Annotated in this window: 24 protein-coding genes and 1 pseudogene; 21 read left to right on the forward strand and 4 right to left on the reverse strand. The window is 52.4% G+C overall.

What is annotated here, in order from left to right; genetic code table 11:
- Positions 1 to 27: 27 nt before the first annotated feature.
- The 14 genes from KQ933_RS25115 (at position 28) to KQ933_RS25180 (ending at position 15220) form a co-directional block, all read left to right on the forward strand.
- The gene (locus KQ933_RS25115; protein WP_216760526.1) at positions 28 to 1179 is read left to right on the forward strand and encodes a glycosyltransferase; all 1152 of its coding nucleotides are present in this window, start codon (positions 28 to 30) and stop codon (positions 1177 to 1179) included.
- Positions 1179 to 1646: a DapH/DapD/GlmU-related protein gene (locus KQ933_RS25120; protein ID WP_216760803.1), complete on the forward strand. Its 468-nt coding sequence runs from the start codon at positions 1179 to 1181 to the stop codon at positions 1644 to 1646. The genes KQ933_RS25115 and KQ933_RS25120 overlap by 1 nt, the downstream gene beginning before the upstream one ends.
- An 83-nt stretch (positions 1647 to 1729) precedes the next feature.
- The gene (locus KQ933_RS25125; RefSeq protein ID WP_216760527.1) at positions 1730 to 3043 is read left to right on the forward strand and encodes a glycosyltransferase; all 1314 of its coding nucleotides are present in this window, start codon (positions 1730 to 1732) and stop codon (positions 3041 to 3043) included.
- Positions 3044 to 3073: 30 nt separating this feature from the next.
- Positions 3074 to 4048, forward strand: coding sequence for a glycosyltransferase family 2 protein (locus tag KQ933_RS25130; protein WP_216760528.1), 975 nt, complete (start codon positions 3074 to 3076; stop codon positions 4046 to 4048).
- Positions 4045 to 5058: a polysaccharide pyruvyl transferase family protein gene (locus KQ933_RS25135; protein ID WP_216760529.1), complete on the forward strand. Its 1014-nt coding sequence runs from the start codon at positions 4045 to 4047 to the stop codon at positions 5056 to 5058. Before KQ933_RS25130 ends, KQ933_RS25135 begins: the two co-directional genes overlap by 4 nt.
- A gap of 122 nt (positions 5059 to 5180) precedes the next feature.
- Positions 5181 to 6728, forward strand: coding sequence for a lipopolysaccharide biosynthesis protein (locus KQ933_RS25140; RefSeq protein WP_216760530.1), 1548 nt, complete (start codon positions 5181 to 5183; stop codon positions 6726 to 6728).
- On the forward strand, positions 6718 to 7698 hold the full coding sequence (locus tag KQ933_RS25145; RefSeq protein ID WP_216760531.1) for a glycosyltransferase family 2 protein: 981 nt from the start codon (positions 6718 to 6720) through the stop codon (positions 7696 to 7698). Before KQ933_RS25140 ends, KQ933_RS25145 begins: the two co-directional genes overlap by 11 nt.
- Positions 7699 to 7713: 15 nt before the next feature.
- Positions 7714 to 8619, forward strand: coding sequence for a glycosyltransferase family 2 protein (locus KQ933_RS25150; RefSeq protein WP_216760532.1), 906 nt, complete (start codon positions 7714 to 7716; stop codon positions 8617 to 8619).
- Between the two features lie 10 nt (positions 8620 to 8629).
- Positions 8630 to 9529 carry a glycosyltransferase family 2 protein gene (locus tag KQ933_RS25155; RefSeq protein WP_216760804.1) on the forward strand — a complete coding sequence of 300 codons (900 nt, stop codon included), beginning with the start codon at positions 8630 to 8632 and terminating at the stop codon, positions 9527 to 9529.
- A 1-nt stretch (position 9530) separates the two neighbouring features.
- Entirely contained in the window at positions 9531 to 10529 is a 999-nt protein-coding gene (locus KQ933_RS25160) for a glycosyltransferase (RefSeq protein ID WP_253958415.1), read from the forward strand.
- Positions 10530 to 10540: 11 nt separating this feature from the next.
- A complete protein-coding gene (locus tag KQ933_RS25165; protein ID WP_253958416.1) occupies positions 10541 to 11872 on the forward strand; it encodes an O-antigen ligase family protein in 1332 nt (443 codons plus the stop codon).
- 2 nt (positions 11873 to 11874) lie between these two features.
- Positions 11875 to 12351 (forward strand): glucuronosyltransferase, encoded by a 477-nt coding sequence (locus KQ933_RS25170; protein ID WP_216760534.1) that lies wholly within the window; start codon positions 11875 to 11877, stop codon positions 12349 to 12351.
- Positions 12348 to 12818, forward strand: a complete 471-nt coding sequence (locus KQ933_RS25175; RefSeq protein WP_216760535.1) for a glycosyltransferase — start codon at positions 12348 to 12350, stop codon at positions 12816 to 12818. The genes KQ933_RS25170 and KQ933_RS25175 overlap by 4 nt, the downstream gene beginning before the upstream one ends.
- A 149-nt stretch (positions 12819 to 12967) precedes the next feature.
- The gene (locus KQ933_RS25180; RefSeq protein WP_216760536.1) at positions 12968 to 15220 is read left to right on the forward strand and encodes a polysaccharide biosynthesis tyrosine autokinase; all 2253 of its coding nucleotides are present in this window, start codon (positions 12968 to 12970) and stop codon (positions 15218 to 15220) included.
- A 170-nt stretch (positions 15221 to 15390) separates the two neighbouring features.
- On the opposite strand, the gene KQ933_RS25185 is transcribed toward KQ933_RS25180, so the two are convergent.
- Positions 15391 to 15990, reverse strand: coding sequence for a transglutaminase-like cysteine peptidase (locus tag KQ933_RS25185; RefSeq protein WP_216760537.1), 600 nt, complete (start codon positions 15988 to 15990; stop codon positions 15391 to 15393).
- 226 nt (positions 15991 to 16216) lie between these two features.
- Here KQ933_RS25185 and KQ933_RS25190 point away from each other — a divergent pair, with 226 nt between their 5' ends.
- The 4 genes from KQ933_RS25190 (at position 16217) to KQ933_RS25205 (ending at position 20682) form a co-directional block, all read left to right on the forward strand.
- Positions 16217 to 17692 carry an O-antigen ligase gene (locus KQ933_RS25190; RefSeq protein ID WP_216760538.1) on the forward strand — a complete coding sequence of 492 codons (1476 nt, stop codon included), beginning with the start codon at positions 16217 to 16219 and terminating at the stop codon, positions 17690 to 17692.
- Between the two features lie 244 nt (positions 17693 to 17936).
- Positions 17937 to 19136, forward strand: coding sequence for a polysaccharide biosynthesis/export family protein (locus KQ933_RS25195; protein ID WP_216760539.1), 1200 nt, complete (start codon positions 17937 to 17939; stop codon positions 19134 to 19136).
- Positions 19137 to 19244: 108 nt separating this feature from the next.
- On the forward strand, positions 19245 to 19856 hold the full coding sequence (locus tag KQ933_RS25200; RefSeq protein WP_216760540.1) for a hypothetical protein: 612 nt from the start codon (positions 19245 to 19247) through the stop codon (positions 19854 to 19856).
- Between the two features lie 172 nt (positions 19857 to 20028).
- Positions 20029 to 20682, forward strand: coding sequence for a hypothetical protein (locus KQ933_RS25205; protein WP_216760541.1), 654 nt, complete (start codon positions 20029 to 20031; stop codon positions 20680 to 20682).
- 20 nt (positions 20683 to 20702) lie between these two features.
- Here KQ933_RS25205 and KQ933_RS25210 read toward each other — a convergent pair whose 3' ends face one another.
- The 3 genes and pseudogenes from KQ933_RS25210 to KQ933_RS33575 form a co-directional block, all read right to left on the reverse strand.
- Entirely contained in the window at positions 20703 to 21485 is a 783-nt protein-coding gene (locus KQ933_RS25210; RefSeq protein WP_253958417.1) for a metallophosphoesterase family protein, read from the reverse strand.
- 636 nt (positions 21486 to 22121) lie between these two features.
- Positions 22122 to 22313 carry a hypothetical protein gene (locus tag KQ933_RS25215; RefSeq protein ID WP_216760542.1) on the reverse strand — a complete coding sequence of 64 codons (192 nt, stop codon included), beginning with the start codon at positions 22311 to 22313 and terminating at the stop codon, positions 22122 to 22124.
- Between the two features lie 142 nt (positions 22314 to 22455).
- A pseudogene (locus KQ933_RS33575) lies at positions 22456 to 22660 on the reverse strand (transposase); the annotation flags it as partial.
- 268 nt (positions 22661 to 22928) lie between these two features.
- Between KQ933_RS33575 and minC the strand changes: the two are divergent.
- From minC to minE, 3 genes are read left to right on the forward strand one after another with little or no spacing between them, the layout of a single operon-like run.
- Entirely contained in the window at positions 22929 to 23672 is a 744-nt protein-coding gene (gene minC, locus KQ933_RS25220) for a septum site-determining protein MinC (RefSeq protein ID WP_216760543.1), read from the forward strand.
- A gap of 29 nt (positions 23673 to 23701) precedes the next feature.
- A complete protein-coding gene (minD, locus tag KQ933_RS25225; RefSeq protein ID WP_216760544.1) occupies positions 23702 to 24517 on the forward strand; it encodes a septum site-determining protein MinD in 816 nt (271 codons plus the stop codon).
- Positions 24514 to 24771 (forward strand): cell division topological specificity factor MinE, encoded by a 258-nt coding sequence (gene minE, locus KQ933_RS25230; protein WP_216760545.1) that lies wholly within the window; start codon positions 24514 to 24516, stop codon positions 24769 to 24771. The genes minD and minE overlap by 4 nt, the downstream gene beginning before the upstream one ends.
- Positions 24772 to 24905 lie beyond the last annotated feature (134 nt).

The following is a 24905-nucleotide window of genomic DNA, read 5'->3' on the forward strand; positions in this document are numbered from 1 at the left end:
CCCAGCAGCAACATCCGGAAGTTTATCGTGAAAAATGTCGCCATCTACGTCGAAACTTTTTTGCCTCCAAGTCAGTCGTTCATTATCAATCAAGCGCAATCCTTCAGGAACTATAATGCAACAATTCTCGCAGGAGAAAGGGTTAGCTCTGCCCATACCCAGCAGGCGAAAGTAGAGGTCCAAGATATCAGAAGTTCGCCCCGCATGCGTGCCGGGGAACTGTTCTTGAAAATTCCTCGGATTGGTATCCCAGCACTTTTTCCGGTCACGAAAAAAGCGGACCTCATCCACGCCCATTTCGGTAAGAATGGTTACGTGATCGGGCCGTTGGCACAAGCTGCCAGACTACCACTCATCACGACTTTTCATGGCTTTGATGCGACATACACCGGTGATCCTAAAGGACCGGGTGGCTTCAACCAGGTGCGTTTCTTCTCGCATGGGCGCAAACAGATGGCGGGCTGGAACGGCTGGAATATCGCGGTATCCGACTTCATTCGCGAGCGGTTGCTGGAGATCGGCTTTCCGGAACAACGAATATTGCGCCACTACATCGGCTTGGACCTGACGATGTTCAAAGGCTCGCCCACGAAACGGCGCAAGGGCTTGGTTGTCTCGGTTGCGCGCTTCATTGAGTACAAGGGGCACCGCTACATGATTGAGGCGCTGTCTCATGCTGCAGCGCAAGGTAATTCGATCGAATTCGTCATGGTTGGAGACGGCCCATTAAGGGGGGAAATCGAGGCTTTGGCGCGCAAAAGCTTGCCAAAGGTGACGATTTATGAAAACCTTTCGCAGTTGCACATAAGAAATCTGCTTGCCGAAGCCGAACTCTATCTACATGGGAGTGTGACTTTGGAAAATGGTCATGCAGAGGCTTTCGGTCTCGCAAATTTGGAAGCTCAGGCTGTCGGGACGCCGGTCGTCGCCTTTCGTTCAGGGGGGGTCGGCGAGGCTGTCGAAGATGGCGCAACAGGTTTTCTTGTTGCAGAACGAGACACCACCGGCATGTCGAATGCGATAGGGCGCCTCTTGAACGATGCGGATATGTGGAGTGCTTTCAGCGTTCGAGCCTCGGCGATGGTCTCGGAAAAATTCGACATCCTCTATCAGACCCGGCTGCTTGAAGACTATTACGACGCGGTACTCGATGAGTATGCGGCGGCGAGGCGCGCGTGATGGCTAAGAATGGAAAACAGCCTAAATGGGGTCTCTATTCATTTCGTCGATGGCGCAATGCGATCGTCAAATTGAAGTGGCTCTACTACACAAAATTCTGGGGCATGGATATCCATCCGACCGCCAGCTTTTCCTTAAGTGTGCGTTTCGACAAGACGAATCCGAAGGGCATGCATATTGGAGAAGAGACTTACGTTGCGTTTGAAGCCGCAATACTGACCCACGATCTTACACGTGGTCTTTTTCTTGACACACGGATCGGCAAGAGGTGCTTCATCGGTGCGAGAAGCATCATTTTGCCGGGAGTTGAGATCGGTGACGAGTGTGTTATCGGCTCCGGCGCTGTTGTAACGAAGAGCGTGCCTCCGCGGTCGCTCGTGGTCGGCAATCCTGCCAAAATTATTAGAAGCGATATCAAGATTATTTCACGTTACGGACGCATGGCTGTCGACGAGCCCATAAATTGATGTTGGGCACGGGATTTTTGATCGGCACGAAGAAGAAGGTTTCCTCTTCATTGTTGTCCTCCGATGTCGGGTGAGAGAAAAATATGAACCATCATAGACAAATAATTGAGACTGAGCGCTCGGACCAATCAAAGCGTGCTTCGATCGTTTATTTTTCTTTGTCTTTTCCCGAACTGAGCCAGACTTTCGTGTTTAATGAAATGCGAAGCGTCGCGGAACTTGGCGCAGATGTCAGTGTCCTCGCGTGCAGGCAGCCAACCGGCGCTCATTCTGATTTGCCAGGCAAGTATGGATTCGGCGATAAGGTCGACACGATTGTCGACAGTTCGCTGCGGTCCAGCCGGTTGCGCAGATCATCGCAGGCGTTGAAGGTCGCATCTCGATTACTCCTCAATGACATTACTCTATTTCCTAAAGTTCTTTCTGCCGCAAATGGTAATGACACCTCCGTCCCAGTGTCATTGAAGCTGGCGATTGCTGCGAAGCTGCAGCGAGAGCCCTATGCGTCAAGTGTTATTCACTGCCATTTTGGCCCGGCTGGCAGAGTGATAGCCAATTTGAAGAAGCGCGGGTTGATCAAATCACCCCTGACAACGGTGTTTCATGGTTACGACATCACCCAATACATAGCTGAAAAGCAGGAAAATCCTTATTCTACGCTGTTCGAACAAGCCGATTTGCTGATTGCGATAAGTGACTATTGGCATCGTCGCCTGCTCGATCTTGGTGCGCCGCCGAAAAAAGTGACCACGATCCGACTCGGTGTCGACTGCGATGCCTTCGAGTACAAACCCCGTACCGCCGATCCCGTTGAGCCGGTGAGGTTTGTTACTGTTGGTCGGATGACCGAGAAGAAAGGGCACTATTTCACCATTCAAGCCTTCAAGGCCCTGGTCGAGCGGCGTCCAGATCTCAACGTTTCGCTTGATATAATCGGAGACGGTCCGGAACTCCCTGCAATCCATTCGCTCTCAACAGCCCCGTCGCTTGATGGGAAGGTCGTAATGCATGGAGCGTTGCCACATCATGAGGTGAGGGCGCTGCTGGATCGTTCGCATATCTTCGTCCTGCCGAGCGTCGTTGCGGGCAATGGTGACATGGAAGGGATCCCCGTTTCGATTATGGAAGCGATGGCGATGGGATTGCCTGTAATTAGCACTTGGCATAGCGGAATCCCGGAGCTGGTGAAGGACGAGCTTTCTGGAATTCTTGTCGGGGAGCGCGACGTAGATGCCTTGTCCGCAGCGATGGAGCGCCTAGGGGGCCAACCGGAGCGTCTCATCGAAATGGGTAGGATGGGCCGTTTGATTGTCGAGCAAGAGTATAATGAGAAAACACAGGCTCGCTTGCTGATGGATACGCTTCTCATACTCGCCTCAAAGGCGGGCGTTGAATGATGCGAGTTGTCTCAAAGATAGAAGTTCACCATGTCTCAACCCGTTGATAAGCCCGAGATATCTGTTGTTATTGCAGCGTTCCAATGTGCGTCCTTTGTTCGGCGGGCAATTGACTCTGCATTATCACAACAAGGTGTGAGCCTGGAGGTAATTGTCGTGGACGATTGCTCCAAAGACGAAACATTGAATGTTCTAAACGCTATTGCGAAGTTGGATGATCGCGTGCGCGTTATTTCGCTTTCGAAGAATGGTGGCCCTAGCAAAGCTAGAAATGCTGGATTTGAAGCTGCGACCAGTGACTGGGTAGCCGTCCTTGACGCTGATGACGCTTACTTGCCAGGCAGACTTTTCCGAATGCTTAACTTCGCCAGGGAAAACAATGCAGATATCGTCGCCGATAATTTTCTTTACTTCGACCTGGCGGCTGACGAAATGGGAAAGCCCGCTTTGAAAACGTCTCCGGAGAGTGAACTGATCACACTGGAAGTTTTCGTCGAAAGATCGAGGCCATATGCAGACGAAGCCGACTATGGGCTTTTGAAGCCAATGTTCCGCCGACAATTTCTTGAGGAACGAGGTCTGAAGTATCCGACCGATCTCAGGCATGGAGAAGATTTTGTATTCTATCTGGATGTGCTCTCAAGTGGTGCGATCTTTTACCTGTCCCGATATCCTGGATATGCCTACACGACGAGAAATTCTGGTCTTAGCCGAACAGAAATAGATTACTCGAAGCAAATACGTGTCGCAAATGACCTGTGTAATGATGAAAAGTTCTCGTCTTTTCCTAATGTCCGTCAGCATATGTGGATGAGAAAAGTGAGTCTTGAGAGACTTCAGATAGAAAGACGGTATAGATCAATTGAGGTTGGGAATATCTTCATCGAAAAGCTCAAATTCTTGACAATGAACATTGGAGGTTCGCGGGTTCTATTGCCGCTTATTGTCCGCGATTTAAAAAAATTCATAAAATCTATGGTTCTGCGTCGGGGGCGCGCGATATGATCGAGATATTTTATTACAGAGATCCGCAAAAGAATTTTGGCGACGATCTTAATGAATATATTTGGCAACGAGTCCTCCCTGCAAGTTTACTTTCACGGGATGATATCATTCTGGTCGGTATCGGCAGTATTCTTACGAGCGAGAGATTAGAGAAATATGTAGGCGGCCCCAAGCGTGTTGCTGTAGTTGGAACAGGTATCTCTTATGGGACGCCTCCGAGCAATATGTCGGATTGGTATATCGCTGCCGTCAGGGGCCCTTTTAGTGCTGCTATTCTCGAACGGCCGGATCTTGGCGTTACGGATGGTGCAATATTGCTTGCTGACACAACCGATCTTGTTCCGAAATCGGAAAAGCAAGACAAAATACTATTTATGCCGCACCGCTCTTCGATCGATGGTCCGGAACTTCAACAAGCAGTCGAAGATGCGGGAATGGTCTATGTCAGTCCCCAACAAGATACGCTGACTGTATTGAAGCATTATGGAACCGCCCAGCTGGTGGTAACCGAAGCGATGCATGGCGCAATTGTCGCGGACACTTTGCGTATCCCTTGGATCCCAGTCGTACTCAACCCACAAGTTGATGAGTTTAAGTGGAGGGACTGGGCAAGGTCGATGTCGGTTGAATACCAACCGGTTGAGATTCCGTTCCCTACGTTAGACAGCAGGCTTCGCTTCTCGGCTTATAAAGGCAATTTGAGAAAGTCCGGAATCGTGGGGCATCGGAGTTTGGAAGGCGATCAAACTCCGCAGGCACTCAAAGGCTACCTGAACCATCGCTTCGGAAGCAGTCAGAATATTTGGTACATTGACGAGAAAACAAAACTTCTTCGTAGGGTGGCAGGGAAGGTTCGAAGGTTTACAGATCCTATGACGATCAAAAGCTGTACTCGTGCATTGAATGTCGTCAAGGCCAAGAACCCTTTCTTGAGCCCCGACCGGGTCTTCGACATGAGGCTTGAGCAAATGCGAGATGCCATTGGCCGCACCTCGGAGCACTTTGCATAATTCGCGGTGGAGCGTGGTGGCGTGATGCGAACGGTTCCTTCGCGAGGTTTCCGGTCTGCTTGAACGTCGCGCAATGTTTAATTTGCCGCATCGGGAAAACTAGATGGTACGCGTGAAGTGGGATGAGCGAATTGTCGTCAAAATCTGAAACAGGATCCGTTGGGCGCAAGACTGTTCTCGCGTCTATTTGGTTGTTGACGGGCGTCTTCTATAGCCGTGTCGTAAACTTGGCGATGATCATTGTCCTCGCCCGAATTCTTTTGCCAGCGGATTTCGGCCTTGTCGCGCTCGGAACCACATTGCTGACTATTCTTACCACAGTTACAGATCTCTCGCTCGCCAACGCGCTTATTCATCATAAAGACGCAGACAAGCAGGATTTCGATACGGCTTTTACGTTGAGCGCTCTCCGCGGTGCGGGTTTGGCGATCGTAATGATTATCAGCGGTTTCGTGATGGCGGACATCTACAACGATCCGCGCCTGATCGGTGTGTGTCTTGGTCTATCGTCGCGGCCTCTTTTGAATGGCCTGAAGAGCCCGCATTTCATCAAATACTCGAAAGAGCTTGACTTCAAAACGGTCGCTTTTTCGGAGGCGATGGAATACACGGCGCAGTTGCTTGTTTCCGTTGTGCTGGCATTGGCAACCAATAGCTATTGGGCGATTGTTGCCGGCGCGGTGGCAGCCTCGTGCTCGGGCATCGTTGTTTCGTATATCTATGCACCCTATCGCCCGAGCATCTCTTTCGCATCATGGCGAAAGATCTTGGATTTTTCAATTTGGCTGACGTTCAATCAGTTTGTATCCGTTATCGGCAGCCGGTTTGATAATTTCCTTGCCGGTGGCTTGCTTGGAATATCTACGTTTGGCGCTTACAACGTCGGCAACAACATTTCGGCGATGATTACTCAGTCCGCTGCTCAACCGTTAGAACGTGTTCTTTTTCCCAGTTTCGCGAAAATGACTCACGATAACGCTCGGCTACGGCAGGCTTACCAGAAAAGTCAGGCGTCGTTCTTCGCAATAGGTATGCCGCTTGGCGTGGGCTTGGCGCTTGTTGCAGAACCGTTTGTATACCTGATGCTGGGACCGAACTGGTCCGTAGCTGCGCGAGTTATTGAATTTATCGCGCCAGTCTTGGGCATTCAGATTGTGTTTGGTCCAGCAAATGCACTTGCATACGCAGTTGGCGCTACTCGAAATCTCTTCAATCGAGGTATTGTTCTTCTCGTGCTGCGGGTGCCGATTGTTTTTATTGGGTTGTACTTCTTTGGAATGACAGGATTGTTGGTGGCACGTGTAGTTTCAGGCGGCCTGTTGGTATCCGTTGTCAATTTCTATCTTGTGCGCTCGTTGACGGGTTTGAGAATTTGGGATCAGCTCATCGTCACTTGGCGTAGCTGGGTCAGCGGTGTTGCAATGGTGCTCAGTGTACTTGCAACAAAGGCGACGCTCCCGCTGGTCGATAGCAGCCACACCGCCACGTTGGCACTCTTCGTCATGTCCGCTGTCGGTGCATTGATCTATTGTTCTTCCCATGCGCTTCTTTGGATCTTCGCGGGACGACCGAATGCTACGGTCGAGGCGGAGATCGTAGGAGTCGTTAAGAGGTTCCTGGGAAGGCGGTCTTTGGTCATGTCAAACAACAGGAGCGGAAATGTCGGCTAATGCTCTTTCTGAAGTTGATATCATTATCCTGTCTTGGGACAGAATAGATGATACTATCGAGGCAATACGCAGTGCGCTTGAGCAAGTCGATGTCTCGGTCCACGTTCAGGTTGTTGATCAAGGCTCTCAGGCCGATGGCCTGAAGAAATTGACAGCATTCTGCGCGCAATATCCCAATGTGAAGCTGGTCGCGAACGAACACAACAGCGGGGTGCCTGGCGGCCGCAATCAGGCATCGAGGCTTGGATCGGCCCCGTACATCATTGCCTTGGATAATGATGCAGTCTTTATGGACGATAAGCAGGCCGCGAGAGCTGTGGAGTTGATGGAGCGTGACGAGGGCGCCGCCGCGATGGCTTTCAGAATCGTCACATATGATGAAGGCGTCGACGACAGAAGTAGCTGGCCCTTTCCCCATCCCATCCAAAGTTGGTCAGATCGTTCTTTCGAAACAGCCCGTTTTGTTGGCGCGGGCCACATTCTTCGCAGGTCGACTTTCGAGAAGGCTGGGGAATATGATGATGTTCTGTTCTTTCTGCATGAGGAGGTTGATCTTGCCTACCGTCTCATGAACCAGGGACAGAAGATTATTTATCAGCCAGCCATTTGTATTAGGCATAAAGTTTCCGCCGAAAGAAGAGTTTCTTGGTCAGATGGCAGGATATATTACCACGTCAGAAATGTGGTATATTTGGCGTTCAAGTATAATTTTAAAATATCAGGCGCGTTCCTCAACGTTTTTCTTGCGATTTTGGTCGGTGTGAAGCGAGGGTTGTATGTTGGCACACTGAAAGGTCTGGGGGCAGGGTTACTTCTTTCGGCAAAAGGCTTGCGTCAACGCTGGAGCGATTCACGCGTGCGCCTGACTGACGCCACCAAGCTTGCTATCCGTCTATCCGTGCCCGGCGGCGAGTTGCCGCAGTCTCGCCGTGCACTCATGCGCCTGAAAAGCGTACTGACCAACAAATAAGAGGCGGGTTGGCACGTGACAGAGCAAGCGCTTATATCAGTGGTTATTCCGACCTATAATCGTGCTGCCAAGACTTTGGTGGCCGTAAAATCGGTCCTATCCCAGACTTACGACAATATCGAAATAGTTGTCGTCGATGACGCATCTGCCGACAACACTCTGGAAGTCCTGAAGCAGATCGAAGATCCGCGGCTGCGGGTGATAGCACTTGGCCAAAATCGCGGGGGAGGGGTCGCGCGCAACACTGGTATCGATAATGCAAAGGGTGCGTTTGTTGCCTTTCTAGATTCAGATGACGAGTGGTCCAAGAGCAAGCTTGAAATTCAGTTGAGCGCATTATTGACCAGATCGGACGATAAAACGATCTCGTTTACGAACCTCATCATCGACGACGGCCGGACGCAAACTCTGCTCAACAACATGCCGCTTCAGCCCGATCAGAAAATAGGTGATTACATATTTCTGAACTGGTCTCAGGCGCATGTTCAGACCAGTTCTTGGCTGATGCCGGCAGGCGTTGCGAGGGCTGTACGCTTTCGAGATGATCTCAGAATCCATCAGGACTGGGATTTCCTGATCAGGGCTCAGCGGCGCGGATATCGCTTCCTGCACGTGCCCCAACATTTGACAATCTGGCGTGTGGATGATCGTCCTGACAGGGTCAGCCTGTCGCCTGAACGCCTTGACAGGTCACTTGCGTGGCTAGACACCATCCGGGGCGATATAGGAAATAATGCTTATCGCGCATTTCTGGCACGACAAGCGCCTGCCTTTGCACGTCTGGGCGCTTATAGGTCGATCAAATGGATAACGATCGCTGCCATATCGGGATCGGTTTCTCCGCGTACCGCATTGCGCTTGTTTAACCAGGTTCGAGGCGCCATCGCCAAAGCTTCGACCAAGCCTGTCATTAGCAAATGAGAGGCTCATGATGAAAATCTCGGTACTTATCAACAACTACAATTACGGGCGCTACTTGCGTGCCTGTATCGATAGCGTTCTCGTACAGAATTACGCTGAACTTGAAATCGTCGTGGTTGATGACGGTTCGACGGACGACTCGCGTGACATCATTTCGTCGTACGGCTCGCAAATTGTGCCGGTATTGAAAGAGAATGGCGGCCAAGCCTCGAGCTTCAATGCAGGCTTTGCCGCTGCGAGTGGAGAGATTATCTTTTTGCTCGATTCCGATGATGCATTTCTCTCTGGAAAGCTTCGTCAGATTGCCCGGCTGTATGATCGTGACTCTCTGGACTGGTGTTTCGATCGGGTGACGACAATAGAGGGGGAGGGGCCGTCAGAAGACCTGGAGATCCAGATGTACGATCAGCGTGACGCGATCCGTCGAGGACATTATCCATCAATCCCGGTACCGACGTCCGGTTTGAGCTTTCGACGAGGTCTTATTGAACAGATCCTGCCGATGAAGACGGCCAAGGATGTCGTGTTGAGCGATAATTATCTGAAATTTGCGGCGGTCTATCTCGGCCGGGGTGCCATTGTCTCGACGCCGCTCACCTTTCAGAGAATTCATCAGGCAAATCGGTATACTGGCACATCCAGGGCGAGCAGCCTGCGTCCCAAGATCATGATTGCCACGGGCCTGGAATTGGCCCGTCGTTACACCGGGCTTCATGCCCTTGGTAAAGGCCTGATAGCCGGAGGTATTGCTGAGGCCGGCACGCCATTCACGCAGCTCCGAACAGAGGCCCAGCGCGCTCTGGCCGATAGTCCGTTTGGGCAATCTGCAGTATCGCAGATCGCGATGGCTGCCGCCCGCAAACGTCTGATCAGAAAACTGAAAGGCTACCGCAATGATAACCGGACATGAGATGGACGCAAAGCAGTCAGCTGACAACAAGGTCTGGCGTATAACCGTTGCTGTGCTGACATATCGGCGGCCGGAAGGCATCGTAAAGCTTCTGGATTCGTTGACACGCCAGGAGCGGCACCCCGCCCGACCTTACCATATGACGGTTTTGGTCGTTGATAACGATGCGACCGAAAGCAGCCGCGACATCGTGGAAGGTTTCGACACGAAAGGGGTCTTCGATATCGTTTATGCAGTCGAACCCCGCCAAGGTATTCCCGTCGCGCGCAATCACGCCATGGATAAGGCGCCGCAACCCTCGCCGGAAACCGGCGAGTTGCTGGATCCTGACTATTTTTGTTTTCTGGATGATGACGAATGGGCAACCGAGGGCTGGATGGATGCGATGCTGGATACCTGCCTCAGGCAGAAAGCTGATTGCGTTTACGGTTACGTCGTGCCGGTCTATCCGGAAAATGCACCGGAATACTGGGTCAAGGCGCGCGTATTTGAAAGCGCTCGGAACCAGGAAGGCGGACGCATTGATTATGCCGCTTCCAACAATGTCATGTTTGACTACAAGTTGGTGAAATCGTGGAACCTTCGCTTTGAAGAAAAGATGCTGAATACCGGGGGCACAGACTACCTTTTCTTCAATCAGGCAGTAAAACTCGGGATGAAAATCGTTTGGACCGAGCGCGCGATGGTCTATGATATTATTCCGCTGAAACGGATGACGTGGAAGTGGGTGCTTCAGCGGCAGTACCGGCTTGGCAATACCTTTGCGGTGAGCGAGGTGTTGCACGGAAATCGCAAACAGCGGCTCTACCGGCTGATATACGGCATCACTCGGACCGGGTTAGGTGTGGCCATGTTGCCGACACTGGCGGTATCGCCCTATCTCGGTATGCGAGCGCTCACGCATTTGCTGCGGGGGGCTGGCGTTGTGACCGGTCTGTTTGGTCATTTCTATCAGGAATATCAGCCACCAAAAGAGGCTCAATCTTCGGCCGCTAGCTAGGCGACAATGTAATGAGCATAGATACGCCATACCATAACAGCTCGCAGATGATCGCCCGACGAGGTGCCGCCATCTCGCGGTTTGCGATCAGAAAGGAGCTTTTTGTTTATATCCTTCTGTCGGCAATGTTCTACATCGCTTTATGGCGAGGTACCGGCATGTGGTATGGCCTGCCTGCGAACTTTAACGACGGCAGTACGGGAAATATTCTGCCCCACCAGATCATTCTTTATAGCTTGATCCCACTGATAGCTGTTTATTCTCTCATTGAACCGCACCGGTTTATTGCCTACCTCCGGCGCATCCCGCCGTTGTTAACGATAATCATTGTGCTGTGCCTTGCATCAGCAGCTCAGTCTGTTCAACTATCCGCCTCTTTGAAAGGGATGGTAGCCGTAACCGTCCTTACTCTGCCACCTCTGCTGTTTCGTCTAAGATACGGCAGCGTTGAAACACTCAGATTGGCCAGAAATTTTTGCATTGTCGCGATCTTCGCCAACGTCCTTTACACCTTCGCGTTTCCTCAGTTCGCGATAATGTCGGGAAATGACTACGACGGTATGGTCAAGGGGCTTTTTTATCACAAGAACGAGTTGGGGCAGTTCTGCGCTATCGCATTTATAATCATACTGGATATGAAATCGCCGCTTAGGAGGTTGAGTTACGAGATGCTAATTCGTAACGCAGCTCTTCTGCTGACGGTCCTCCTCGTTGTTTTAGCGCGATCGTCGACGGCCATTGTGATGATTGGCGTTGGCACATCGATGCTCGTTGGTTTGAGAGCAATTAGCGCGGTCGGAAACATCACCGTAAAATCTCTTTTCGTCCTTCTTTTTTGCATCTTGCTTGGCTTGTTGGGGTCTCTGGCCTATCTCGGCGTTGCCGAAGCTATCGCAAGTGCTTTTGGCAAGGATCTGACGTTTTCGGGCCGCTCGAATATCTGGGATCAGTTGTTACCGCTCGTCTACGAGCGTCCTTTTCTGGGGTATGGATTTTCGACGTTTCGCCAGCCGGATATTGTGAAAGAATATGTCCACGTTACCTTTGAGGCGAAGTCTACGCACAATTCATACCTGGAACTTGCTCTGAGTATTGGGGTTCCGGCGACAGTGTTGTGGACAGTTTATGTGTTGTCGCGCGTGTACCTAAAGACAGTTATGACGCAAAGCACCATTCAGATGAGAGCGGCGCAATCGAAGGAGGCTGTGATCCTGTTTCTTATTGCTATTGGTGGTCTCACAGAGGCCGCAATGATGCTTTCTCCTTCGCTGGTATGGCCGATTATGGTTGCCTCTCTGCCACTAACTTGCTCTCCAATCATCCTGAAAACGAAAAGGCGATAACGATGAGCGCAAGCACATACGAGTCGAACCAAAATCGCAAAGTTCTTGCCGTGTCATCAGGCGGCGGCCATTGGGATGAGCTTATTGCTCTGCGCGGGGCATTCGATGAGGCGGACGTCGTATTCGCGACGACCATTCCCGAGCTCTTGCAAAAATATTCCATCACGGGCGGCTATTGCCTTCCTGATTGCAACAGGAATGATGTCTGGATGTCTGTCCGCTGTTTTTTTTCAGCGTTTAGCCTAGTCTTTCGATCTAGGGCAGATGTCGTCATTTCGACGGGCGCGGCTCCCGGCTTGTTCTGCTTGCTGGCCGCGCGGATCATGGGCAAGAAAACGATCTGGATAGATAGCATCGCCAACGCCGAAGAGCTGTCGATGTCCGGAAAGTTGGCCGGTTTTGTAGCAACAACGTGGCTTACCCAATGGCAACATCTGGCTCGCCCATCCGGACCTCATTTTGCGGGAGCGGTACTTTGATCTTGATTACGGTCGGCACGCAATTGCCGTTCGATCGCCTTGTTAGGGCATTGGACGAAATGGCTCCGAACATTTCTACTCCCATGTTCGCTCAGATCGGGAAAGGTGAATACAAGCCCCGCAATTTCGAGTGGGTGGAGACGATCGCACCACTGGAAATGGACGGCGTATTTGCGAGGACATCATTGATTGTGTCCCATGCAGGAACCGGGACAGTTCTTGCAGCCAAGAGGTTCAAGAAGCCGATCATTTTGTTTCCCCGGCGCGCCGCATTTGGTGAACACAGGAATGACCACCAATTGGCGACCGCTGGTCAACTTGACGGGAGACCGGGAATACGTGTCGCCTATACGGAAACAGAATTGGGCGAGCTCATTACTGGCCCTCCAACTGAAACGATGGAATTAGGCCTGACCACCGCGCCAGCGGCGAAACTTGTAGACTATCTTCGATCCGTTATTGGGTAGTGGTCCGGCGAGCGAGATCGTTCAATAACGGCGCAAGGAATACGAAAAGTCATTGGTTGTTAGCGAGATTTGTCGTACGCCGTAGATGCCGCTGCCTTGAAATGAGCCCACGCTAAGTTTGTCATCGACATTGCTGTACAGGAGGCTGGATGCTTTCGCCGAATTCACCTACCGTGTTGGCGGTATCTCAAATGGATGATCAATCCGAAAGGATCGATTTTGAGAAGCTTTTCGCGATAGCGCGCCGCCAATGGCGTGTCGTTGGGATTTGTGTCGCGTTTTTTGCCATATTAGCGGTCGTCTATCTTTTGACTACTGCTCCATATTTTACTGCGTCGACCAGCGTTTTGATCGATCGGGGCAATTCGGAACTGATAAATCAACTATCGTCGCTGGGTGCGCCGATAGACGACGAAACCGCGTTGCTGAGCGAAATTCAGCTTTTTCAATCTGACACAATCGCGCTCGCGGTCGTTGACAATCTTAAGCTTGCCGATGATCCGGACTTCATGGCTTCGGATTTTTCGTCCACGCAGCTCTTAAAATCAATCCTGAATTTCAACTCTTGGTTTGCCAGCGCGGACCTGGTGACGGCTGCGGAAGATCGGCGACAAGCTGCGGCCGGCCGGCTGAACAACAATATGGACGTCGAGCGCGTTGGAAAATCATATGCGCTGTCGATCGGGTATACGTCGCGCTCGCCAGACCAGGCAGCGGATATAGCGAATGCTATTGCTGATGCATATTTGGTAGATAAGCTAAATTCAAAATTTGAAGCGACGAGCCGTGCAAGCGGTTGGCTGCAGGAGCGTATTGATGAGCTCAAGCAAAAAGCTCTTGAATCCGATTTGGCCGTACAAAAATTCAGGGCCGACAACGGTCTTGTTGCAACGGACGGAAATTTGCTGACGGATCAGCAACTTTCTGAGCTCAGCAGCAATCTCATTAAAGCGCAGGCAGACACTGCGCGCGCTCAGGCGAAGTTTGACCGCATCCGTAAAATCATCGATTCCGGTCAGATGGACGCAATCGTGACCGATGTACTCGACAATTCCCCGTCGAACGACATTCGCAAGAAGTATCTCGAAGATTCGAAGCTCGCGGCAGAGATTTCAGCCCGTCTTGGGCCGAACCATGAACAGGTGGTTCGGCTTAAAGCCGAAATGGAAGAATATAAGCGTCAGATGTTCGACGAACTTAATCGTATCGCTGAGAGCTATAAAAGCGATTTAGACGTCGCGCAGACGAGGCAGAAATCACTAGAGAACAGTGTCACAAGAGCAACTCAGGTTAGCGCTGCCGCTGGAGAAACACAGGTCGAATTGCGCGAACTCGAGCGCAAGGCGGACTCGTATCGAAACCTATACCAAAGTTTCCTGACCCGTTTCCAAGAGGCGGTACAACAACAGTCATTTCCCATAACCGATGCCAGGGTAATTACCCGAGCGCAAACCCCAAACAAACCAAGCGCACCAAAAAAACCACTGGTTTTAGCAGTGGCGATTTTCCTTGGGCTTGCTGCGGGAAGCACTATTGGGGCCTTTCGCGAATTCCGTGATCGCTTCTTCCGTACAGGCGACCAAGTGCGAGAGATTCTGGGGCTTGAGTATCTGGGGCATGTTCCGAAGGTGGTTGCCGAAGAATTCAAGGTTTCTTCGGAGCAGTCCGCTCAACACGTTCGAAGGATCAGCGGGCTCAATGAATATGTCGTTGAACATCCTTTGTCCGCTTTTGCTGAAACGCTTCGCAATGCAAAGGTGGCGGCGGATATCGAGAATCCCATGCGGCAGACAAAGATCATCGGTGTGGTCTCCTGCTTGCCGTCCGAAGGGAAATCAACGCTTGCCATCAATTTCGCACAACTCCTTTCAAACCAAGGAGCCCGAACACTTCTCATCGATGGCGACCTCAGAAATCCTGGCGCGACGAGAGCCCTTGGGCAGCATGCAGCCAATGGACTGTTGGAGGCGTTGCTTCAAGACAGGTCTTTGGATGACCTCATTTTGACCGACCCGGCAACTGCCCTTTCGTTTCTGCCGGCTGTGGTCAAATATCGGGTGCCGCACTCCTCAGATGTATTGGCTTCGGCGACAATGGCCAACCTCCTGAGCGAGGCCGCAAAGAGATTCGATTATATTATCCTAGATCTTCCCCCGCTTGGGCCTGTCGTCGATGCGCGTGCAGTCAGCCATCTACTCGACACGGTATTGCTGGTAGTAGAATGGGGTAAGACCTCGCGCCGGATTGTGCAATCGATAATGGCTGAACAACCCGAGATAAGGAAGCGATGCGCAGGCGTAATCCTTAACAAAGTCGATCTGGAGAAAATAAAGCTCTACAGATCTCACGGCTCAAGTGAGTACTATTATAGCCGTTATTCTAATTACTATCAGGAAAACTAGAGGCTGTTGAATCGATGGTAGTCATAATGGCTCCATTGATCGCAGGCATACTTATGACCGCCGTCTGGCAGTTTGGTGTGGACTTGGGAGCCGCGGTTGATCAAAAAATGAGTCGCCCGTGAAGAACTGGCAAGCCACTGATTTGGAGTAAGAATCGAATGATCGAGCTCTTACAATTCGTACCAAACCCGCGGATCATCTCCAGATTGGATCATTACCCAATTCAGATCGGTTTTATCCCAAGTTTTTATAGCGTTGGTGCGATTGTCTAGCACTAAGTCGCCAACATTGGTTTTCACCACCAAAACCGCGTGCCCTTCGCCGTAGGGCGTTCTTGCCACCGCGATTCTGAGCGCCTTCGAAGACCAGCCCATCGCGATAAGATGGTCACGTTTAGTCAGAGCGAAGTCCTCGCAATCGCCGCTTTTGACGTTCACTTCCCATACATCGTCAGCGATCTTTCCGCTTGCATCATTGCGTGGAACGATCGAGCGATTGACCGATGCGTTGACCGCGCGCAGCTGCTTGTCCGCATAGGCGCTGAGTGCCACAACGGCTGAGCCACTCTTCGCCTCACATTCCTGCGGTTGACGGGCGCAAAACATAACATGCGCGAAGGGCGCCATGGTCCTTTTTCTTGCCTGGATATATTTGACCGATGGAGTTTCGTGCAAATCACGTGTGAGACCAGACAGTACACCGGCCTGCAGATCTTGAGTACCTGCTAAAGAAACCAGGACGAGTGCAGCCAGAAATTTACGAGCCGACATGTTGCCTCTATTCGGTGTATGACAAATCGCCACTTTGGATGCAACTAACTGACATCTCGTTGGAATTTGTCTTGCCTGAGATGGGATCCAATCTACAGAACAAGGCTGTTCATCGGCTTAAATCGATAGTTACAATTTTAGCGATTTTCCTTTTATCTATTGGCGTGAAATTTACGTTGTCTCTGCAGTAAAAACTCCTTGAAAAGGACTGCCAGTTGGTGCAGGCATGGCGCATGACCTGCCACATTTTCTATTTCAAATGACCTCGCTCCGAATTTCTCCAGATTTACTGCTTTATATTTACTGCGGCCTGATTGTTCTGTCGGTCGTACCATTCGGCTTGGTTGATATTTTGCCTCAAACGCTGATCTTGATCCTTATGTGTATATTGGGCGGAGTCGCCGTTGTTCTCTATGGCCCACCCGAGCGCGGACAATGGGTATTCGGCACCGCACTCGCCATTTTTTCGCTCATGGCCCTTTGGATTCTCTTTCAGACTGTTGAGATTCCCTTTACGCGCTCTGATGACTTGGTATGGGCCAAGGCACGCACGATGGCGGCAGCAGCGAAGACGATCTCCGTTGAACCCGCGGACACGCTCGCAGCGCTGTTGCAAATAGCGCTGCCCGCTGTGACGTTTTTAACGGGGCTTATCGTCGCCGATCGCTCAAAGGATGACCAAGCGATGCTCAGGTTTCTGGCCTCGGCGGCAGGAATCCTGGCGATGTATGGTCTTTATCAGTTCCTGTTCCTTCCCGACACACTGCTCGGCGAGACAAAGAAAGCCTATCAGGAAAGCCTGACGGCCACCTTCGTGAACAGGAACACTAATGCCACTTTTTTTGGCTTGGGATTGCTGATGCAGCTCACGCTGCTATTTGATTCTTTTCTCTTCAAAACCGACAAAGCATCGGCTGAGTTGCAAAGTAATGCGACGCTACCACGTCTCTACTATTGCTTCATATCCCTTGCTACTTTTGCGGCTTTGATGCTGACGCAGTCACGCGCCGGGGTTTTTCTGACCGCCTTTGCGATACTGGTCTATACGCCTTTCCTGGCGAGCCAGTGGCTCAGGATATTTCCAAATTCATTCGTGCGACTGGGTTCCAGATGGCTTCGTGTAGCCGTCGTGATCGCCGCCGCCTGCCTGGGGACGGGATTTTTTCTTCTTTTTGCGTCGAAAGCGATGTTACGCGCAAATATTCAAGGGCTTGAGGATGCTCGCTTCTGTATTTGGCCCGATGTGGTCAGGGCGACATACAACAACTGGCTCTTTGGCACTGGATTTGGCACGTTCCGAACTGTATTTTCCGGTTATAGGGATTCCCGCTGTGGTATCTTCAATATCTTTGATCGGGCCCACAATACTTATCTCGAAGGCTTTTTGACGCTTGGGGTCATATTTCCAGTTGTCGCATTGCTTGTCCTTGCCGCCCTCCTTTTCATTTTCTGGCGCGGCTATCGCAACAGAAGGCGCAATAGGCACTATGCGGTGCTGGGTTTGGCGGCAACTATTCTCGTTTGGGGACATGCGCTTGTCGACTTTTCCATCCAGATTCCGGGCTTTTCGGTTTTTTACGCCGCTTTCCTTTCCGGTGTCGTATGTGTGTGCTACAAGCACACGCTAAAGCCGGCGGCCAGCAAAAATGCTGCGTTGCACAAGTATAATAATGATGAAATTGAATTGGAATTAATATATTGATGGAGAATATATTATGAAACACCTGATAATATATTCGAAGACGTTTCCGGCTTATTCGGATTGGTTAATTAGAAATCCGACATAGATCGCCAGAAATTAACCATAATTCCACTGCCTCCATGTTGCGCCGTTGCCACATTAACGATTTATTGGCTATCATGGACCCCGTTCTAGCAGATATTGCCCCTGTTTTATGCTTTGCATAGACGCCAACCTGCCAGACGGAAAACTTAACAGGGATAAGATGAGCATCAACTTTCGACGCACCTCTATCGTCGCTGCGACGCTAATCGCGCTGTCGAGCTGCACTTCATTGCCTCGATCCGGTCCCGATCACACCGATTTCGATAAAGACGCTTCGGTGAAGGTGACGACAAAGGACAGGAAGGTCGGGATTGATTACGCGCTAATTGATCTGAACAAGGCAATTCTTCCCTTCTTTAACGAGGTTAAGTCCAGCTCGCTGGGCGGTTTCGGTGGCGGCAAAGGCGGCGCGCCCGATATTCCGCTCGGCGCTGGCGACGTCGTTCAGATTTCTATTTTTGAAGCGCAGGCTGGCGGTCTTTTTATCCCGTCTGATGCTGGCAGCCGTCCAGGTAATTTCATTACGCTCCCCGCTCAGACCATCGACAAGAATGGAACGATCAGCGTTCCCTACGCAGGACGTGTGCCCGCCTCCGGAAGGCTGAAAGAAGAGGTGGAACGCGATATCGAAGACCGGCTTGCCAGCCGCGCAATCGAACCGCAGGTGGTCCTGACAACGACGACGACCAAGTCTGCAGAGGTTGCTGTCGTTGGTGATGTCAATGATCCGCAGAAGGTGCAGCTCACTCCGGCAGGCGATCGCATTCTGGATGTGATCTCGACAGCGGGCGGTCTGACGACACCCAACATCGAAACGAATGTGACGTTGCAGAGGCGGGGAAGAACGGCGACGGTTGCCTACGAGACCCTGTTGCGCAATCCCTCTGAAAATATCTACGTTGCGCCAGGCGACACTGTTTCTGTTGAGCATGAACGCCGTACCTATATTGCCCTCGGTGCTACAGGGCAGCAGAACCGTATCGAATTCGAGGATTCGAACCTGACACTTGGCGAGGGCATCGCCAAGGCCGGCGGCGTCCTGGATAACCGGGCGGATCCGCGGGAAGTCGTCCTCTACCGTCAGGTCGACAAGAAAACCTTGCAGAAGCTGAACATTGACGTATCGCGGTTTGCTGGAGCGGATGTTCCGGTGATCTTCCGAGCCAACCTGCGTGATCCAGCGACGATGTTTGCAATTCAGCAATTCCTGATGAAGGACAAGGACGTCATTTATATATCGAACGCGGGCTCCGTCGAGCTGGTCAAGTTCCTTGATATCCTGAACTCGATAACGTCTACGGCAAGGGGCGTATCTACGGACGTTGTTGACACTCGCGACGCTGTGCGAGAATTGGACTAAGGCCGGGACAGCAGAACAGAAAATTAATTCAGTCGATACAGCTTGGAAAACGAAGGACTAAGTAGAATGGCAAATAAATATTTTATGACGGCTGTCGGCGCCGCGACTATGATCGTTGCCAGCCTTTCTTTTTCGTCGGTTTCCTTCGCGGGAAATTGCCTTTCCGGGCCAGGAATGGCATCGCCGGAGATGGTCAGCGCATTTAATGCATCTCCGGAGGCATTTTTGTTTGCGAATGCCTCAGTCATTGGTCTGTCTGATCAGGTGCGGTCTTATACTGCAACGGAAACGGATCTCACGGCAAAGATGATCGGCCTCGCAAAGGCTGGCACGCCCGCGCAGAGAGCAGCGATCGGCGCCGGTCTTGGAAGGGCTGCGAACGTATGCCGCCCTCAACATCCGGAACTGGCTGATGCGATCACCAAGGCGATTGCCGACGCATTGCTGGCCGATACCACGCTGGACGGCCTTCAGACAGCCTTTGTGCAGGCGCTGAACGGGCAGACCGCAACTGCGGCGTTGGGATCCCCCGGCTCTGCCGCGGCCGCTGCTGCTGACATTACGAACGGCCCTGCCGGCGCCATTATTGGTGGCGGTGAAGGCGGTGGGTCGACTGATGGTTCCCAGAACTCGACCGCCAACCTGCTGCGGACTTCGGCAAGTAGCGCCGGCAATTTCACCACCACCACCACCCAGTCCGTCAGCCCGAGCGGTATCTGACAGCACGCATATAATAATTTGAGCTAGTGGGCGAATTGTGCTGACCAGGGGAGAAGTTCGCGGCACTCAAAAGGGCTCAAAAAGAAACGAAAGGGTGGCCCCAATCTCTTTGGGGGTTCGTCGTGCGCCCTTCTTGTCTTGCTGCTTCATTTTGGTTCTTGGTGCCTTTCTGATGCTTGCCGCCAGCGAACTCCATCGCTCGATTGAGTTTGCTGATATGTTTGTCGTGGCCAGGCAGATCGAGGAGGACGGTGTAGTCAGCACCAAGAGTCTTTCTCGGGTCGTTGGCATGCCCGCAGAAGTTGTCGAGGGAGGCTATTGCCGCTCTGATATCATCTTGGCTGCCACGACCATCGTGCTGACGCAGATAGACACCTCAAACCAGACCAGTGACTATGAAGGCTGGCTGTCTGCCGTTACCATGGCTGAGAAATTCCTGCAGCATGCGCTGAGCTGCATGCCTACTGACAGTAACCTGTGGCTTCGCCTCGCAGTCGTGCGAGCAGTTATTGCGGAGGATCCGCAGGCTACAGCGCAGTTGATGGCACAGTCCGTGAAGTTGGCGCCAGCTGATCAGGTAACCCTTCTCGCGCGTCTCTATTTTTGGAACAGATTCAGTGAAGCGACACTGAGATCTTCCAGTCCTATGGTCGAGCAGGATCTCGATGTTCTCTTCCAATTGGGGGATCCTCTCCAGATTGCGCAGCGCATTCCGAATGTTGAGCCGGCTTTGATACCCTACATCAAACGCGCCTCGATATCCTTGTCCGATTCTCGCAAGAAACTTTTCGCCGGAAGTGGTCTGGACATCGCCAAGTTGCCTTGACTGCGCCACAGCAGGCGCAACTAAGAAAGAATCTTTGCGGCACCATTGGCGATTTTGACCACCGTCAGCCTGCCTGTGGCGTAGCAACCCGTATCAATTCCAATTCGACCATTACCAAGGTGGGGCCGGATCTGGGGGGTATGTCCATGGACCACAATGATTGGAAGCTCTGGCCCTCGTGTGAGGAACGGCTCCCTGATCCACATCAGGTCCTCATCGCTTTGATGCTCCAGAGGTAATCCATTACGAATCCCTGCATGAACAAAAATGAGATTTCCGATTTGCAACATCGAGGGCAACGTTCCCAGCAGGATTCGATGGCTGGCTGGAACTGCCTGATCCACTGCGTTTCGCAATCCCATCGTATCGCCGACACGAAGTATATGCGCAGCGTCAACACCATAGGAGGTCAGCGTCTGGTATCCAGCGAACCGTAGCCACGCCGCGGTGGAAAGCTCATTGTTCAAAAATCTTGAAAACCAGTCATCGTGATTGCCGCAAAGCGCAATCCTGTGGATATTGCGCGGCGAAGGTTGGCACAGATGTTCCAAGACATCGCGGGATCGTGCACCGCGATCCACGTAATCGCCCACCAGCACCATCAAAGCGCGCCTACCACCCGAATCCTCGGAAATACGTCTTTCGGCATCCATGAGCTGTTCGTAGCAGCCGTGTACATCGCCGATCGCATAGATAAGGGGCCATTCAGCCTGATCCATCACAAGTCGCGGGCGAGCAGGGGCAAGACCAGCAGATGAATCTTTTGAAAGATGCCCGACAAATCTACGAATGGTACGAATCAAGGCCATTTTCCTCCCGCTGTTGCAGCGGAAAAAGCCAACGGCACAAACTGTATCCCGACCGTCGCACATTTCGGAAGCGAAATACCACTTGTTGTCATGCGGCCCCTATCAATTCCGCCAGAGACCGAGATTCCATTCGGCATTTTCAACCATCGCCAATCGGCACACGCTATCGACCATCTTCGGTCGCGATCTCATCACGCCCATTAATCTTGAAGCTTGGAAACAGTATGTTGTGCACTACACACTATTCCGATTAAAAAAAGCACAATGTACTCGGTGCTCCATCGGACAAATCGCCTTTTCCGGCTGGCGGGCGTGGTTTTAGACAGCAGCGCCGCCGCGCAGATAGCGCCAGGCTCATAGGTTCGAAGCCTAAGTTGCTCTCTTTAGTAGTCTCAGAATATCATATTATACACTGCGTCGCTCGGCGCTAACCATTCAATTTTGACCATTTCGGGATATAGAGCAAGAATTCAGTCAACTGTCGAATGCTTCAAATCCAATTGGTCGCGTGCATAGCCTGTCACGGGATCGAATTGGGCAACAATTGCGAACCAGTCAGCAGATGAGTGAACATATCAGCAAAAACCGGTGGGCTGCTCTCAAGCGCCCTCTACCATAGTCGAGAGCCTGTCAAATTCGCGCAATCGAATCAATCGTTTCGCTATCATCAGGATCGCTGACAAGACCCAACCACAGATCTACACCTAAGCGCCGCTCAAAAACGCCACATATAAGGCTGTAACCCACAGTCACAAGCATGAAAGGCAGCATCACAGCCGCTAAAAGAAACGCACGAAAGAAATTGAATCTCTGACCATCCATCGAGCCGCCGCGCTCCATTCTGAAGGGAATTCACGTTCTAGAATGGGACGACTCTATGTTAAAAACTTAATCAAATCAAACCAAATCGGCAAAGGCTGTCGTGTTTTGCGACACGCTCCGCGGACGAACAAGCAGATACAAGTGCATCCCAAATCCCATCCGAGATAAAATGATGCAGGCGGTCGTAGCGATCAGGTGCCAGGCGCTCTGCCATGGGCTCGATACTCTTGCGATTGCAGGTCAGATGAGCCCGAAATATACACCGGGCACATCTGTCGCCGCTTCTTGTGGCCAAGCTTCTCAACGAACGGCTGCCAATCTGCCAGTGCAACATCCAGTTCCACCATCTCGCACCCCCCTGTGAAAGTGCCCAAGATGGCCCATCATCGTAAATGGCCAGTTTATCTGCCAAAGTAGTGCATCTAAGGTGTTGCCTGAGGCTCAAATCTCACCGCAATCCTTCAAAGAATCGCACCCGAAGCCTTCGATTGCGGCAACGCAGCGCCAGTTTCAGCAGCTGCTAGAGGCTTTTTTGATGGCTCGCCCCATCGTTAACGATTTGTTAACCATGAAGCAGCTAAAGCTATTAAATCGAAATTAACTAAGTTTACTAACGTGTTAACTGAAGCGCGCTCCATTCGCATCAAAGGCAGATCGTTCCTTGCAGTCGTGCTGACGCCCGATTTGCCGTTTGAGGACTGGCTCGTTCGTCTCGACGATCTCGCTGCTCGCTCTGCCGGGTTCTTCCTCGGAAGGCCAGTTGTTCTGGACGTCACCGAGCTCTCGCTGGACCGTGCCGCGCTGAAGGCAATGGTGCAAGCTCTCGGCGAGCGCAATGTCAGGGTGATGGGCATCGAAGGCGCGCGACCGTCGCAGCTCGACGCCAGCATGCCGCCGGGCATGGCTGGCGGACGTCCGGCAGCGGATGTGGACGTGCCGACCGCAGAGGTCAAGGCCGAAGGGAAGGCGCCGCATAAGGCGAAGCCGGCAGAGGTGCAGGAGGTTGCTGCGCCGATTGTCCGCGCCCCTGTGTCGTCGCTGGTGCTGCATGAGCCGGTGCGTTCCGGCCAGTCGATCATCTTTCCCGAAGGCGATGTGACGGTCATCGGGTCCATCGCCTCGGGAGCGGAAGTGATCGCCGGCGGCTCGATCCATATCTACGGCGCGCTTCGTGGACGCGCACTTGCCGGATCGGTCGGCAACTCGGCGGCGCGAATTTTCTGCCGCAAGCTGGAAGCCGAGCTTCTGGCAATCGACGGGATTTATAAGACGGCCGACGACCTGCCGGCCGAACTGCGCGGTCAGTCCGCGCAATTATGGCTTGAGAACGAGGCGATCATGGCGTCGCGACTGATTTAACAGGTGAATGGTTCAAACAGGAGAGGGATATGGGAAAAGTCATTGTTGTAACCTCGGGTAAAGGTGGCGTTGGCAAGACAACCTCGACTGCAGCGTTGGGGGCAGCGCTGGCGCAGAGGAACGAGAAGGTTGTTGTCGTCGATTTCGACGTCGGTCTTCGCAATCTCGATCTCGTCATGGGGGCAGAACGTCGGGTCGTCTATGACATGATCAATGTCATTCAGGGCGATGCGAAGCTGACCCAGGCGCTGATCCGCGACAAGCGGCTGGAAACGCTGTTCCTTCTGCCGGCATCCCAGACCCGCGACAAGGATTGCCTCACCGAAGAAGGCGTCGAGCGCGTCATCACCGAGCTGAAGAAGCATTTCGACTGGGTCATCTGCGACAGTCCCGCTGGTATCGAGCGCGGTGCAACGCTGGCGATGCGGCACGCCGATATCGCCGTCGTCGTCACCAATCCGGAAGTTTCCTCGGTGCGCGACTCCGACCGCATCATCGGCCTTCTGGATGCCAAGACGGAAAAGGCGGAGCGCGGTGAGCGCATTGAAAAGCACCTGCTTCTCACCCGCTACGACGTGACGCGCGCCGAACGCGGTGACATGCTGAAGGTGGATGACGTGCTCGAGATCCTGTCGATCCCGCTGCTCGGCATCATTCCTGAAAGCATGGATGTGCTGCGCGCTTCAAACCTCGGCGCTCCGGTGACGCTTGCAGACCAGAACAGCGCCCCGGCAAAGGCCTATTTCGAAGCGGTCCGCCGCCTCAACGGTGAAGTTCTCCCGGTGACGGTACCAGGCGAGAAGCGTGGTCTGTTCGGCAAGATCTTCGGACGGAGGGCAGCATGAGCGTATTCGATTTCTTTCAGAAGAGGAAAACCGCGCCGATCGCGCGCGAACGCCTCCAACTGCTTCTGGCACACGAGCGTATCTCTCCCGGTTCGGATCTCGTATCTCTTCTCAGAGAGGAGATCCTTGCAGTGATAGCCAAGCACGTGGAAATCGAAGGCGATCGCCTGCAGATCAGGATCGACCGCGGCGAGCACGTCTCGATCCTCGAGATCGATGTGGAAATTCCCGCCAAGGCCGCCCGGGCGGCATAAATATCGCGACTGTCAGCCGGAAGACTGCGGAAGTCTTTCGGCTGAAGCCCGCCACGTCTGCGCAAGCACCATGTAATACTGCGATGCTCACCCCAATACTGCCGGTTGCACTTTCCGGGCCGAACGTCTGGTTG

The sequence above is a fragment of the Rhizobium sp. WYJ-E13 genome, from assembly GCF_018987265.1.
Lineage (GTDB): Bacteria > Pseudomonadota > Alphaproteobacteria > Rhizobiales > Rhizobiaceae > Rhizobium.